Raw genomic sequence first — 14,037 nt, 5'->3', positions numbered from 1 at the left:
GAAAACCGGAACGCTTTATAGAGGCCAAACGATCAGGATCGTGGGCATGGCAACTGCCACAACCAGCACCTCAAGCAGGAGGCCCATACGCCAGTAATCGCCAAACCGATATCCGCCAGGTCCAAGGATGATGGTGTTGTTTTTGTGCCCAATCGGGGTGAGGAAAGCGCAGGAGGCGGCCACCGCGACGGTCATAAGCCATGCATCTGGATTGGTGCTGGTTGCCGCAGCCATCCCCATCGCAATCGGGGCGGCGATCAGTGTTGTTGCGACATTGTTCAGGAAATCTGACAGGGTCATGGTCACAATCATCAGTGCAAGAAGCGAGACCCAAGCGGGGAATCCGTCCGTTATAGAAAGAATTTGTGAAGCGATAAGTTCTGCGCCGCCAGAATTTTCAAACGCTTCTGCAAGCGGGATAAGGCTGGCCAGAAGAACAATAACTTTCCATTCGATGGAATCATAAACATCGCTGCCCGACACGAGTCCAATCGCGACCAAGGCAATGACGGCGGCCGCAAGGGCAACCGGAATCGCAACCCAACCCAAAACGGCGGTGCCAATTGCCGCTAAAAATATCCCAATTGAGAGGCCTGCTTTAGAGCGTTGAACGACTTGGGTCTTGCGCCCTTCAAGGGGAAGAACCCCCAGAAAGGCCGCCGCCGCCGCGTTTCGCTCGGGTGCGCCGAGAAGTAAAAGAACGTCCCCCGGTCTGATCGTCAACAGGCGCACCCTGTCTGTAAAACGGCGCCCATTACGCGAGACTCCTAAGAGGGTGACAGATTGGGAGTACAGGAGCTTCAATCCCCGCGCAGTGCGTCCCGCAATCCGCGCACCTTCCGGGACGATGGCTTCAGTGAGGGCCAAGCCGCCCGATGCGACGCCACCTGAATGCTTTTCGGAGCCTGAAAACTCTAGGTCGCTTTTCCCCAGAAAGGTTTCAATAGATTTCGTTTCCCCCTCAACGACAATAAAGTCGCCAGCCCGTATTTCCTGCGAGGCTGCAAACCCGGGCAAGCGTTTCCCGCGCCGCACCAACCCCAGAATATGCAAATCGTGTTCTTCCGCGAGCGGGTACAGGTCGCCGACGGTAGACGTGGTCTCCATGGATTTGTCGCCGACGCGCAGTTCGGCGATGTAGCGGCCCTTGGCGAACTCGCCTTCTTGTTCAAAAGCCCCTTCGCGTTTGGGCAGCAACCGCCACCCGATGAGGGACACAAAGGCAATCCCGCGATGGCGACAGTCAGGCCGACAGGGGCAAAATCAAACATCCCAAACGGCGCGCCAAGCACGTCCTCGCGGTAAGCGGCGATGACAATATTTGGCGGCGTCCCAATTAGGGTTATCATTCCACCAAGAATAGTCGCAAAAGATAGGGGCATCAGCGACTTACTGACCGTACGTTTTGCCTTGGCGGCGGCGTCGATGTCGAGCGGCATCAACAGCGCCAGCGCGGCCACATTGTTAATAACCGCCGACAAACCAGCGCCGACGACTGCCATAACTGCGATATGCAGCGGTAGGGGGCGTTCGGAGTCCAAAACGCGTTCTGCAAGCTTTTCGATGGCTCCCGACCCAACAAGGCCGCGTGACACAATTAGGACTAAGGCAATGATGGCGACAGCCGAATGCCCGAAGCCGGAAAAGACATCCTCGGTCGGCACCAGCCCTAAAATGGCGGCGAGCACGAGGGCTCCGAATGCGACGAGGTCATAGCGGATACGCCCCCAGACAAGCAGCACAAAAAGGACAGCGAAAATCGCAATAATCAGGGTCTGGTCAGATGGCATTAGGTAATACTTCTCTCTGTTGAGCGCTTGATGATAGTCTTACCATCAATTGCCACAATGCAAAGCGCTACCATTCCTCAAAGAAGCGCGGGCCAGATCAAACTACAACGGCAGTTGTGGCACGATGTACGCTGGATCGTCTTGTAGTTGCGCCATTTCATAGACATTAATTTGCCATTTGCCGTAAAGTGCGGTGGCGTAATCTGAATCCGAGAGCAATTCCGCGATTGTGTATTCCCATGGTACCCTGACGCCTTGGTCCTCGGAGGGCAGCACGGAAAATGTGTCGGATCGAACAGGATGACGCCCTGTCATACTCACCGTAACCGACGTTGTGTTACTTCTCCTAGGTCAGCGCATAGCCTAATGTGTGAAATTTCGTATTTCGTCTCGTGTGTATTCCTCTTTCGTATTGCATCCATGAAAATATCTACCAAAACGGGTAGCCGATTTGCGGGCCATAGACATACCCCACAGGGCCGATTTGCCAGTTTTCATTCAGGAACCGTGATGCGGACTAGTCTAGGTGTGCGTCGATCCTGTTCCGATACCCCGTGCCACTGTTTTCAAGGTTGTACGTGACGCCCACGACGGAGGAAAACTCGATGCCCTTTGCTGCGTCAAAATAGGTATACCCCCCCCCACCCATATCGACCGCGACATGGCCAATGCCGATATTCGCAAGACGCCTTGAATCGTAATCGCCTGTGGGAATATCGCCAGTGACATAAGTCATCCGGTTGTTGTTACCCTCGCTCCAAGCAAGGCTGACGATGGGGTAAAGATAGGTGAAACCTGTCACGGAATCGCCGCGGTTCAACTCGGTTGTGATTCCGGTGATCGCAAGGTCGGTGTCGGTGGTGGTGTTACCCCAACCGAACCCCAAGCCTAGGGCAAATTGCCCTCCCCAGAGCTTTGTTTCCGGCGCGTAGGTCGGTTGAGCCATGAGCAGCGGCACGGTGGAATTAAGGCCAGCGGTCGCCACGTTGCCGCGCCCAAGTTGTTTTGAACCAGAGGCCCCGCCGCCGTAACGATAACCTCGGATTGGCACTGACCAGCTACGTATTGCAGGGACGGCGGCACTTGCAAGCGGCGCAAAGCCGCCGTCTCTGCAATACGTAGCGCAAGAGAGAGGGCTGAAGGTCTATGACTTATTTTGGATATACTCGGGGTTTTTGAACACCCGACTTTTGCATTGACGGACTGAGCGAATGAGATTCAGGTGTCTTTATGATCCGCCCTAATTTTCTTACCACTGCAGACCGCCTTGAGCTTTTATCCTGCGTGGAGCGCCAGCGTGAGGATCACGGGGTTGCGCGGCGGGCGAATGCGCTTTTGCCGCTGAATGATGGGATGTCATGTGCCCAAATCGCAAAGGTTCTGTTTCTGTTTCTGGACGACGACACGATGCGCAGCTGGCACAAGCAATATTTGGCTGAGGACTGGGAGGTCGTCGCTTACGATGGGTGGAAAGGCGGGCAGTCACGGATGACGATTGCTCAAGAGGCGGATTTGAGCGAATGGCTTGAGGAACGGTTCTGCCGTTCAACGGCGCAGATCAGAGCCTATATGGGTGCAAAATTCAACATCCACTATTCTCATTCTGGCTGCATCAAGCTTCTGGCCCGCCTGGGGTTCGAGTATCGCAAACCAAAGGCGTTGCCCCGTGTGGCTGACGTTGAAAAGCAGGCCGCATTCATCGCATTTCATACGAACCTACTGAATAACTTGCCTGCCGACGAGGCCGTCGACTTCTCGGATGCAGTTCATCCGGAATATCAAAGCAAACCCAGCCATGGTTGGGCTCGCAAAGGGTCAAATCCCGCCATCCAAACGACATCTGGGCGCGTGAACATTCACGGCGCTCTGAACCTGGAAACCTTTGACGCGCCCTTCGTTGAACCAACCACCGTCGATGGGGTCAGCTCCGTTCAGCTTCTCGCCAAAATTGAGGCCAGAAACCCTGACAAACGTATCATTCACGTCATTTGGGACAATGCCCCATACCACAAAGGCCCCAATGTCAGAGCGTTCCTGTCGCGCAAAAACTGTCGCATTCATCTGATCCAACTGCCGCCCTATTGCCCTCAATTCAATCCCATTGAGAGGCTCTGGGCCATCATGCACAGCCACGTCACCCATAATCGACACTATCCAACGTAAAAACACTTCGCCAACCCAATCTTGAACTTTATGCGAGGGGTCGTCCCAAAAAAGTGGCGCAACTTTCGAGATCAAGTAACTGATGTAAAACGCGGAGCAATAATGGGCCACAGAAGCGGCTGCGTATCGCAGTTGTAGCGGAGTAAAAATCCGCCAGTTTGTGTCCTTCGTTTATTCGGAGGGCGGGAGATGTATTCTGTGGATATTTATAATCGTGTGCGCCGTGCTTGTTTGAAGGACGGGATGTCTACTCGAGAAGCGGCGCGTTATTTCAACAAGGATCGCAAAACGATAGCCAAGATGTTGCGGCATGAGCTCCCTCCTGGTTATCGGCGTTCAGAAGCCCCGCGTCGCCCAACGCTTGATGATTATGTTGGTGTCATCGATAATATACTGCGTACAGATAAGGCCCTGATCAAAAAGCAGCGCCACACCGCCAAGCGTATTTTTGAGCGTTTGAGGGATGAACACGGGTACGCGGGAAGCTTGACGACAGTGACCTATTACGTTCGCGAACAAAAGCGACGCACTAAAGAGGTGTTTGTACCGTTGTCGCATCGGCCAGGCCACGCGCAGGTTGATTTTGGTGAGACACTTGGCGTGATTGGTGGCGTGGAATGCAAGATCCATTTTTTTGTAATGAGCTTACCGCATTCTGATGCGGTGTTCGTTAAGGGATACCCTGCCGAGACGACGGAAGCATTCTGCGACGGCCATGTGTCCGCCTTTGCGTTCTTTGATGGTATTCCGCAGTCCATTCTCTACGACAACACCAAGATCGCCGTTGCGCGGATACTCGGGGACAGAACGCGTATTCGCACACGTCGGTTCACTGAGCTGCAATCCCATTACCTGTTCGATGACAAGTTCGGGCGACCAGCGCGAGGAAACGATAAAGGCAACGTTGAGGGCATGGTTGGATATACGCGTCGCAACTTCATGGTCCCTGCGCCGCGTTGTGACAGCTTTGATGATTTGAACGCCCATCTGGAAGCGAAGTGTTTAGCACGTCAGGACGATACTTTGCGCGGCCACACCCAAACCATAGGTCAACGTTTGGTATCCGATTTTGATGCGCTGATGGGGTTGCCCGTGGCGGAATATGAAGCCTGCGACCATGTCAACACACGGGCCACTTCGATCTCGATGGTGCGCTATCGCAGCAATGACTACTCGGTGCCGGTGGCTTATGCACACCACGATGTTCATGTGCGTGGGTTTGTACATGAGGTTATCATCGGCTGCGGTAACGAGATCGTTGCACGGCACAAACGATCCTACCTATCCGCGGATATGATCTTTGACCCGCTCCACTTCCTGCCCTTGATTGAGCAGAAGGTGGGGGCTTTGGATCAGGCAGCCCCTTTGCAGGGCTGGAATCTACCGGATGCCTTCGCCACCCTGCACCGACTGCTCGAAGCCAGAATGGGCAAACCGGGCAAGCGAGAATACGTTCAAGTTCTGCGCCTTTTGGAAACATTCGAGATGGACGTTGTGCAAGGCGCAATCCAGCATGCCATTGATCTGGGCGCTATTGGCTATGATGCCGTAAAACACCTTGTGCTATGCCGTATTGAGAAGCGGCCACCGCGATTGGATTTGGACTTCTACCCGTATTTGCCTAAGGCCAATGTCGGCACGACACGCCCATCCAGTTACATGAGCCTGCTGGGAGCCACGGCATGACAGATGCTCCCCAAATCCTTCTGCACCACCACCTCAAGAAGTTGCGCTTGCCAACGTTCCAAGGAGAGTACGCAAAACAAGCCCAAATCTGTGCTGCTGAGAATAAGGACCACATCCAATATCTGGCGCGTCTGTGCGAGATGGAGTTAATTGACCGCGAACGGCGGATGATCGAAAGGCGGATCAAAGCGGCGAAGTTCCCCAGCACCAAAAGCCTGGATAGTTTTGACTTCAAGATCATGCCCAGCTTGAACAAGCCACTGACGATGGACTTGGCTCGATGTGACTACGTGGATCGCAGAGAAAACATTATTGCCCTCGGCCCATCGGGAACGGGCAAGACCCACATAGCTTTAGGACTTGGATTAGCCGCGTGCCAAAGAGGGTTGAAAGTACGGTTCACGACGGCGGCAGCCTTGGTTCATGATCTGATAGAAGCCCAAGATGAGCTCCGATTGCAGCGCATGCAAAAGCAACTGACGAGCCAGAATCTGTTGATCATTGATGAATTAGGCTTCGTTCCTCTGAGTAAATCCGGCGCAGAATTGCTCTTTGAGGTGATCTCGCAGTGCTACGAACGTGGTTCCATCATCATAACCTCAAACCTGCCCTTTGATGAATGGACCGAAGTCTTTGGCTCAGAGCGGCTCACGGGAGCCTTGCTGGATCGTTTGACACATCACGTCCACATCCTTGAGATGAACGGCGAAAGCTATAGGCTCAAACACAGTCGTAAGAACCGCCAGTAGTCAAAACACATCAAGATCAGAACAATGTTGGCCCATGGGCCAACATGCGCTTTGGCACGCGTTAGCTATTTGGGGGCACGCGCACCAAAGCGCAGAATATCCGAGAACTCAGTGGACCAATTTTACGCCGCGATCTGGTCCCTTTTTACTCTGCGATTGACAATGCAAAAGTCGGGTGTTCAAAGACTCCAAGTAGATATATCATTTGTTTATATATTTCGCGTGCAGAAAATTGTGCAGCAAAATCTATAGCAAATTACCTTTGCGTGAAATCTGATGTCTGCAACACACTAATTGTCGGGTAACTGTAATTTGAGATCACACAATCCTCAATCTTCTAGGTAATCGAACCATACTGCTGACAGATTGAAAATTGCGGATGCTGTAGAGAAGTTGGAGACTTGGCGTAGGTATTACAATGAGGAACGACCTCACAGCGCGATTGGGAATAAGCCCCGATCATGCCCTTAAAATTAGCCCGTCAAACTGATCAAAGCCGGAAATAACTAGACCTAGGTGGCCCAGCGTCAGGGAGCGGAGCAATCGGACACCTCCGTATAAACAATATTTCTTGCTTTGAGGCGGAGAGTTTAATACTTTTTCAGGGGACGAAGTGGCTTCTTATGCGCCATGCTAAATCAATTGCTGCGGAGATTGATTATTACACTTCAGCGCCATCAAAATTCATCCGGGCCAATAACATTTCCAACAGTTTCCGATGCTCAGTTGCGTACCGCAACCATTGAGGATGCAGAGGTTCAAGCCATGATGCAGCCTTGGATCGGCATGGAGTGTTTTCAGCTTAGTCGGGGCCGTCTAGTGGCAAATATTCAAAGTCTGGATTTTGGCTCTTGTCAGATCGTGCGTGAAACCCAGTATGCTGCAGTGCAAAAGATAGGGGTTACACCCACCAATTTATGTACCTTGTCGTTTTGCACACCCGCCCCCGGTTTTCGATTTTCCGACCATAGCGGTTCCAGCGCGGGCAACGTTTTTCTGATGCCGGAGAACACAGCGTTTGATATTTTTGTTCCGGCAGGCGCAGAGACAGTTTACGTCAGTCTGGATCAAGAATCCCTCATTAGTGGTGCACGCATCCTGAATCCGCGGGATTGGGCGGAGGCTCCATTGCACGTGACCGCATTTGATACGATTCCGCAGGCATCTTTTGGCGGCATGGTGACCGCGTGGTTGGCCGCAGCGAACAAAACCGCTACACTTGGGTCGCCGCTGGACGTACAAACCATCGAGCGCAACGTTTTCGATGCACTTTTGCAATTGATCAGCACTTCAACGACTGACGATTTTACGCCTCCCGCACGCTGGCGTTCATTTCAAATTTGCCGCAAGGCCAAAACGTTCATTGAAGAATGGAACGACGTCGAAGCGCAGCCGGGCATCGTAGACCTTTGTGCCGCCGTCGGTGTTTCTGCGCGCACGTTGCAATATGCGTTTCGAGATTATGTAGGCATGTCGCCGGTGACATATCTGCGTCTTTGGCGCTTGAATAGGGCGCATGCCGCATTGTTGGAAGCTGATACGCGGTCCACTTCCGTTACAGAAGTGGCGATGCAGTTCAATTTTGGCCATTTGGGGCGCTTTTCTGGTGACTACAATCGCTTGTTCGGCGAAGTTCCATCGATAACATTAGCCCGCTAATCCTTGGGAAATTCTCAAAATTTTTGCGGAAAACGGATAGCGTGGGCAAAACCTCCTGATCATAGTGAGGACGTACGTCGTGGACGGGATTCAGTCGGGTAGACATGCGAAATGCATACCGTGAGGCGGCAACCAGATGCGCATAAGAACAATCAAACTGATGGACCTCGGCTTCGCCCGCAATAGGTTGCATGGGATTGTAATTGCCGGATTTGGGGTTATTGCCTTATCGCCAAATGCTTGGGGGCAAACTGCCGACATTTCCGATTACCTCGAAACGGTTAGAACCGAATATAACCTGCCAGCGCTGGCGGCTGCGGTCGTCCAAAATGGCAATGTCACCGCTGCGGCAGCCGTCGGCACACGGATCTACAACGCGCAAATTCCAGTCACCATTGATGACCGTTTTCATCTTGGTTCTAACGTGAAATCAATGACGGCCGTTTTGGCTGGTATGCTGGTAGACGACGGAAGCCTGACTTGGGATTCTTCCGTCGGAGAGGTTCTAGGCGGCGACATTCCGGAGATGAACACAAGCCTTGCCGCCGTTACCCTCGGAGAGATTCTTTCACACTCAAGCGGGATTCCCAGTGACAATGACGAAATGCTCGACCTTTATTTCAACGAAAATATCTTTGATTACAATTCGGCAGACTTGCGGTTGGTGGCGTTGGAGGCATGGAAACAGAATGACGTGGTCTTGCCTGATGGCTCACCCTTTCAGTATTCTAACTTTGGCTATATGATCGCCGGATCAATGATCGAGAAGGTCACAGGCCGACCGTGGGAACAGCTCTTAATCGAACGCATTTTTATCCCAATGGGAATGGAAACCGCGCGGATCGGGCCGCAAGCAACTTATGGGCTTATTGATGCGCCAGTCGGTCACCGGATCAAGGCAGATGGAAGCGTCATGCCAATGCTCTGGGGGCCCGCGGCCGATGTGCCGCCCGTCCTGTTCCCTGCGGGCAGTGCGAGTATGTCCGTAAGGGATTTTGCCAAATGGGCCGCGTGGAATGCCGGCCAATCGACACGTGGCCCATCTTTGGTTACGCCCGAAACGCTGGCTGATATCCACGCCACCCGTGTTCAGACGCCAGTGCGTGATAACCCGCCATCTGGGACGCCAGTCACGGGTGGGTACGGATATGGATGGAGCGTAGTTGCGTTTGATTGGGCGGGCAAACCGTTGCTAACCCACAATGGTTCAAACTCCATGAACTTTGCCCAGATCGTCATCGACCCAGAACTGGACTTGGGGGTTGTGGTCCTGACCAACTTTTCCGGTCCCGCCGCCAGTGCAGCAGTGGGAGTCGTGATGCAAAAACTTTATGTGGAATATGTCACTCCATAGCCATCAAGGCATTACCCAATTGCGCCTTTGCGCGCCTGAAACCAACAAGAAGGAGATGGCCATGTGCCAAGACTGTCCGGATAAAACAGTAAACCGACGCAATTTGATTGTGGGAGGGCTGGCTCTTGCTGGCGCTGGCGCGACCATTTCGCCCGCCGCAGCCCAGACGGCTACAGATGAAGCAATGCCGGTTTCCCCCGAAGAAGCCCTACAGCGCCTGATTGATGGCAATGCGCGCTATGTCGCGAATGCACCTATCAATACCGACCATTCCGTCGGGCGTGTTGCAAGAGCAGCTGGGCAGCAACCGTTCGCCGCAGTTGTGTGTTGTTCGGATTCTCGGGTTGCACCGGAATTGGTGTTCGATCAGGGGCCAGGCGCGCTATTTGTGGTGCGTGTTGCTGGAAACTTCATCAACGAAGACGGTCTTGCCAGCCTTGAGTTTGGTGCGGCAGTGTTAGGCCTCAAACTGATTGTCGTGCTTGGGCATAGTTCTTGCGGGGCTGTCGTGGCGACTATTGCTTCAATTCAAGACAATGAACTCCCGCCAGGCCACTTGCCTAGTCTTGTGAATGCAATCCGTCCCGCAGTTTACGATGTTATGGCAAAAAATCCCGATGATCTGCTCGTTGCTGCCACAGAGCGCAACGCCATTAACAACGCTGAACGCGCGCAGACTGAAGCCCCAATCCTTTCCGAGCTTCACAGTTCAGGAAAGCTAAAATCCGCTGCGGCGATTTATGAAATCAGCACGGGAGAGGTGACGTTTCTCTCATAGTCTCGCCACTCTCATCCTAATGCACAAACGTATGTTTTTGCCATTGTTCCGCCTATTTTTCCGGCTGCGTTGATGCGGAATGGTATCGCAAAATTGCGGCTCACCATACGTCAGCGCATTGGCGGCGGATTCTGTGGATGGATTTCGGCTGCGATTAGTCTGGCGGTTTCATCCGCCCAATTGGGTAGCGCGGCAGACCAATCATCGACCGACTTCTGGCTATAGGTCGTGGCAATTGCAATCGTGATCCGCCCCACATCGGAGCGTTCGTCGGGCAGGGTGCCGACAGAGGATGCATACCCCCGAATAACGGCGTCTGGAATACCCAATCTCCCTGCAGCATTACCCCCAAACCGTAGCTAAAGTCCGCAGTCAACGCATGACAATTAGGGCAGCCCGCGAGAGGTGCGCCAAAACCGATCAAATATGGCGTGATCATCTGTTCGCGCGATTCTGGCTTTAGAAAACCATCGTGACCGACAATAGCGTCAAAGCTGCGCGCGACATTTGAAATCGTCGAAACCTGAATTGCGCCGCTTGGCAGTGTCCATGACGGGTTCCAGAATGTAGAATCCTCCCAGACCCCGCGTTCGGCGGTAAACCCGTGAATAACGGGGGCGGGAATTTGGGCTGTATCAAAGCTGACCGTTGCCGTGAGGTCCAGTGGCTCGAGAATATAGTGTGCAATCAAGTCTGCCAGCGGCTGGTCCGTCGCCGCCTCTAATACCTGCCCAAGAATGACATAACCGCTATGGGAATAATCCCAATTGGAGCCCGGCACAAACATACGCGGTGTCGACAGGCTGACCTCAATGAGGTCTTGCGGGCTCCAGTTTGCAAAAGGATCGGCAAGGAAAGGATCAACAAACCCATCTTCGTTGGCGACGTGATCGGGATACCCTGCGGTCATATTGGCCAGCATACGCACAGTGGCATGCTCACTGCCTGCAAGGTTGGGAAGCCAACGCGCAATCGGTTCATCAAGATCAATCACTCCCTCCTCAGCAAGGCGTAAAGCCAAGGACGCGACATAGGCCAAACCGACTGCACCATTGCGAAAATGGCCATCGGTTGTCGCAGGAACACCCGTCATCGCTTGCCCCAGCGCTTGGGTCAGGACTGCGTCACCATCAATGCGAACCTGATAGATCATTGAGTTCAAACTGTGCCGGTCAAACTGATCTTGCGCGATAGCTTGGATGGCCTCAAGCTCTGCTGCTGGGATTTTGTCCTGAGCGCTCGCGGCGCCTGTAAGAAATAGAAGTGAAACTGATAGTGCCGTTAAATTCATTTGCATGGAAAACTCGCAGTTCTGACCCCGACTAGTAATCAATTTTAAGGCCGCTATATTAACCTCACCATTTTAGCGATCAGGATTTTGCTTCATTGGGCTTGTCGTTTAAAGACCCCAAGCCCGAACTCATTTAGAAACTCCACGGTGAACGACATCGCGGTGCCCTCATCCGATATGCCGAATGTCAGTGATGAAACTGAGCCCGATGGCATGTTTTCGTTAAAGGCGGAAAAGTAAAAGACGTCGCCATCCCAGTGCTGCAACTGGAATTTCTGCCCGTCTGGGCCGAGGGTCAACACCAGTGCACCATCACGCAGATCCATCTGTGCAGGACCAAAATAACTGCTGTCATATACCCCTTCCAGCCTTTCCAACGCAACAGGCGGCGCGGGGTTTGAAGGTGGCTCTATCCCATGGAAATCGCCAATTGGTGCTGTCATCTCTTTGAAAAGACCTTGGTACCCAGCGAGCCAATCGCGCTGAACTTCCCGATATTGGACCAAGTCCATAAACTGCGCGCTTAAGGCTTCCGCAGCGCCGACCGGTGCGCCATTGGTAAAAACGGCGATGCCAAGATTCTCTGACGGCAACATCATGTAGTTTGTACCAGACCCCAGAATAAAGGCACCCGAATGGCTAAGCATGGTGCGACCGGATGGCGTGATCGCAACGCCAGTCCCATAGCCATAGAAACCCGGGATGCTGCCTATTGTGGCGGGACGCCGGGAAATAACTTGCGGTGTGAGTGCGGGGACCAATGCAGCTTCATCGATAATAACCTCGCCTTCAAAACGGCCTTCCGACAACATCATAATCATCCAGCGCGAAAAATCGTTAATGGTTGTGCTGACGCCACCAGCGGGAGATTGTGAGTCGGGCATACGTTGCAGGATTGGCCTGAACTCACCATCGACAAGTGTATGCCCGACCGCCTGATTGTCTTGGGCGATAAAATCGTCAAACCGCGAACTTGTCGATACCATGCCAAGCGGCGCGTAAATCGTGTTTTCAGATAGGCTTGCCCAGTCTTGGCCCGACGCGGCGGCCACGGCTTCTGCTCCTGCGGTTAGGCCGAAATTCGTATAGGCATAGGTGTCACGAAATGAGGCGAGCGGAATGTATCGCAGTCGTTCCAATATAGACTGTCGGTCAAATCCAAGATCATCCAGATCGTCTCCGGCATGATCGGGTAGGCCGGACCGATGAGCAAAGAAATCTCCGATACTGACATGTTCGCCGACCCACGGGTCTTGAAGTTGAAACCACGGTAAATATTTTTGAACAGGATCGTCCCAATTTACGACACCTTCCCCAACCTGCTGGGCGACAACACTGGCCGCAATCGATTTTGAGAGCGAAGCGATTTGGAAAACGGTATCGGTATCAATAATTCCTGTCTTTCCCAATTCGCGGACACCATATCCTTTTGCATAAACAACCTTGCCCTGATGGACTACGGCGAGCGCAAGACCGGGCACATTTGTTCCAGCCATTGCAATCTGGGCAAGATCGTCGAGCTGGTCGATCGCATCCGTGATTTGTTCGGTTGGGATGGGGGGCGCCGGTTCCTGCGCCACAGACAAGGCGGCAAATTGAATTGTACCAAGAATTGAGAATATAGCCAGAGTGGTGCCCCGCGCCAACCTTTGCACTGGCAGCAGTTCTTTGGTGGATACCCACGAAAATTGGCTAGGAAATTGCTTTAAGGAGAGGCTTTGGCATTTTACACGCATCAGATTATCGCCTTTCGGATTGGTTTTACGCCCGATCAGTATCCGATCAGAGATTTCGCAAATGGCTCGTTATAATAGGTAGCCAATATCGACTCCACTATCCGTAATCCGCAAGAATATTTTATAGCTTGATTAGTGTATGCATTCTTACGCGATTTATGATCCCATTTTTTAAAGAATAGGCCGCGATATTTTGTCTATCTCAGCTTTCTTATTACTTCGTTGAAGGCTTCGGTCGGCGTTCGCCGTCCAAGACACTTTCCGGATGGACCGTTCAAGGGGTCGCAAACCGAATACAGATCTCGTTGTGAGAACGCTGCAATGGATGTGTTACGTGGCGGATATCCGAGTCGGGGACAAATCAACGATTACGCTATGGTGGGATATTCGCCCGTCAAACAATGCGAGGAGGACGTCTCCTCCTGCGATCCTCTCACGCATGATCTGAGCTAGTTCGGGCGGCTCCATGCCGATATACATCCGCGGTCTTCTTGCCAGTTCCCTGCTCCTTGCCCGTCGCTATAATCTGTTCATCCGTAAATCGTGCCTTCATTCGCCCGTCCTTTTGTTGGGCGGACCCTACACGAATTTGGGGGAAGGCAAAAAAAACAGGATTGAGACGTATAATTGAGTGAGGGTGAAGCAAAGCTCAATCTGGGCCAGCGAGTCGGAATTTTAGCCTGCTGGCGGCTTGGTTATGGTTGCGTTTGAGCTTCATTACGTTGGCGTATGTACTTAGATCTCTTTAACGAGTTTGGGGGTAAGCGCAGTTTAGCCCAAGGGCACCGCGCAAAGCTGGAGGAGACTTGGGACTTCGGTCAGTCGTCGGTT

The 14,037-nt window shown here is 52.8% G+C and carries 10 protein-coding genes and 2 pseudogenes; 7 read left to right on the top strand and 5 right to left on the bottom strand.

Annotated features, from left to right (window positions below):
- Positions 1-15: 15 nt before the first annotated feature.
- From RC74_RS03610 to RC74_RS03600, 3 genes and pseudogenes are all read right to left on the bottom strand, one after another.
- Positions 16-1,790 (bottom strand): annotated as a pseudogene (locus RC74_RS03610) (SLC13 family permease).
- 102 nt (positions 1,791-1,892) lie between these two features.
- Complete coding sequence (locus tag RC74_RS03605; protein WP_039001655.1) at positions 1,893-2,105, bottom strand: hypothetical protein; 213 nt, start codon at positions 2,103-2,105, stop codon at positions 1,893-1,895.
- Between the two features lie 202 nt (positions 2,106-2,307).
- Complete coding sequence (locus RC74_RS03600) at positions 2,308-2,841, bottom strand: transporter (RefSeq protein ID WP_052274762.1); 534 nt, start codon at positions 2,839-2,841, stop codon at positions 2,308-2,310.
- A 179-nt stretch (positions 2,842-3,020) separates the two neighbouring features.
- Here RC74_RS03600 and RC74_RS03595 point away from each other — a divergent pair, with 179 nt between their 5' ends.
- From RC74_RS03595 to RC74_RS03570, 7 genes and pseudogenes are all read left to right on the top strand, one after another.
- Entirely contained in the window at positions 3,021-3,953 is a 933-nt protein-coding gene (locus RC74_RS03595; protein ID WP_236940022.1) for an IS630 family transposase, read from the top strand.
- Positions 3,954-4,142: 189 nt separating this feature from the next.
- Complete coding sequence (gene istA, locus RC74_RS03590; protein WP_062628125.1) at positions 4,143-5,639, top strand: IS21 family transposase; 1,497 nt, start codon at positions 4,143-4,145, stop codon at positions 5,637-5,639.
- The gene (gene istB, locus RC74_RS03585) at positions 5,636-6,388 is read left to right on the top strand and encodes an IS21-like element helper ATPase IstB (protein ID WP_062628126.1); all 753 of its coding nucleotides are present in this window, start codon (positions 5,636-5,638) and stop codon (positions 6,386-6,388) included. The genes istA and istB overlap by 4 nt, the downstream gene beginning before the upstream one ends.
- 378 nt (positions 6,389-6,766) lie before the next feature.
- A pseudogene (locus RC74_RS21575) lies at positions 6,767-6,859 on the top strand (integrase core domain-containing protein); the annotation flags it as partial.
- Between the two features lie 255 nt (positions 6,860-7,114).
- Complete coding sequence (locus tag RC74_RS03580) at positions 7,115-8,047, top strand: AraC family transcriptional regulator (protein WP_169798711.1); 933 nt, start codon at positions 7,115-7,117, stop codon at positions 8,045-8,047.
- A gap of 136 nt (positions 8,048-8,183) precedes the next feature.
- Positions 8,184-9,401: a serine hydrolase domain-containing protein gene (locus tag RC74_RS03575; protein ID WP_052274922.1), complete on the top strand. Its 1,218-nt coding sequence runs from the start codon at positions 8,184-8,186 to the stop codon at positions 9,399-9,401.
- 61 nt (positions 9,402-9,462) lie between these two features.
- The gene (locus RC74_RS03570; protein WP_039003031.1) at positions 9,463-10,179 is read left to right on the top strand and encodes a carbonic anhydrase; all 717 of its coding nucleotides are present in this window, start codon (positions 9,463-9,465) and stop codon (positions 10,177-10,179) included.
- A gap of 154 nt (positions 10,180-10,333) precedes the next feature.
- Here the strand turns inward: RC74_RS03570 and RC74_RS03565 are convergent, their stop codons facing one another.
- Positions 10,334-11,476 carry a serine hydrolase domain-containing protein gene (locus RC74_RS03565; protein ID WP_062628129.1) on the bottom strand — a complete coding sequence of 381 codons (1,143 nt, stop codon included), beginning with the start codon at positions 11,474-11,476 and terminating at the stop codon, positions 10,334-10,336.
- 86 nt (positions 11,477-11,562) lie between these two features.
- Positions 11,563-13,206, bottom strand: coding sequence for a serine hydrolase (locus tag RC74_RS03560; protein WP_082802180.1), 1,644 nt, complete (start codon positions 13,204-13,206; stop codon positions 11,563-11,565).
- Positions 13,207-14,037 lie beyond the last annotated feature (831 nt).

It is taken from the genome of Falsihalocynthiibacter arcticus (genome assembly GCF_000812665.2).
Taxonomy (GTDB): Bacteria; Pseudomonadota; Alphaproteobacteria; order Rhodobacterales; family Rhodobacteraceae; genus Falsihalocynthiibacter; species Falsihalocynthiibacter arcticus.
The sequence above is the reverse complement of the archived record's forward strand: the minus strand, read 5'-3'. Positions and strand labels throughout refer to the sequence as shown.

Excerpts from the sequence above, each read along its gene's own strand:
- RC74_RS03565 (WP_062628129.1), bottom strand. The coding sequence starts at position 11,476 with ATGCAAATGAATTTAACGGCACTATCAGTTTCACTTCTATTTCTTACA.
- RC74_RS03570 (WP_039003031.1), top strand. The coding sequence starts at position 9,463 with ATGTGCCAAGACTGTCCGGATAAAACAGTAAACCGACGCAATTTGATT.
- istA (WP_062628125.1), top strand. The coding sequence starts at position 4,143 with ATGTATTCTGTGGATATTTATAATCGTGTGCGCCGTGCTTGTTTGAAG.
- RC74_RS03605 (WP_039001655.1), bottom strand. The coding sequence starts at position 2,105 with ATGACAGGGCGTCATCCTGTTCGATCCGACACATTTTCCGTGCTGCCC.
- RC74_RS03595 (WP_236940022.1), top strand. The coding sequence starts at position 3,021 with ATGATCCGCCCTAATTTTCTTACCACTGCAGACCGCCTTGAGCTTTTA.
- RC74_RS03575 (WP_052274922.1), top strand. The coding sequence starts at position 8,184 with ATGCGCATAAGAACAATCAAACTGATGGACCTCGGCTTCGCCCGCAAT.
- istB (WP_062628126.1), top strand. The coding sequence starts at position 5,636 with ATGACAGATGCTCCCCAAATCCTTCTGCACCACCACCTCAAGAAGTTG.
- RC74_RS03560 (WP_082802180.1), bottom strand. The coding sequence starts at position 13,206 with ATGCGTGTAAAATGCCAAAGCCTCTCCTTAAAGCAATTTCCTAGCCAA.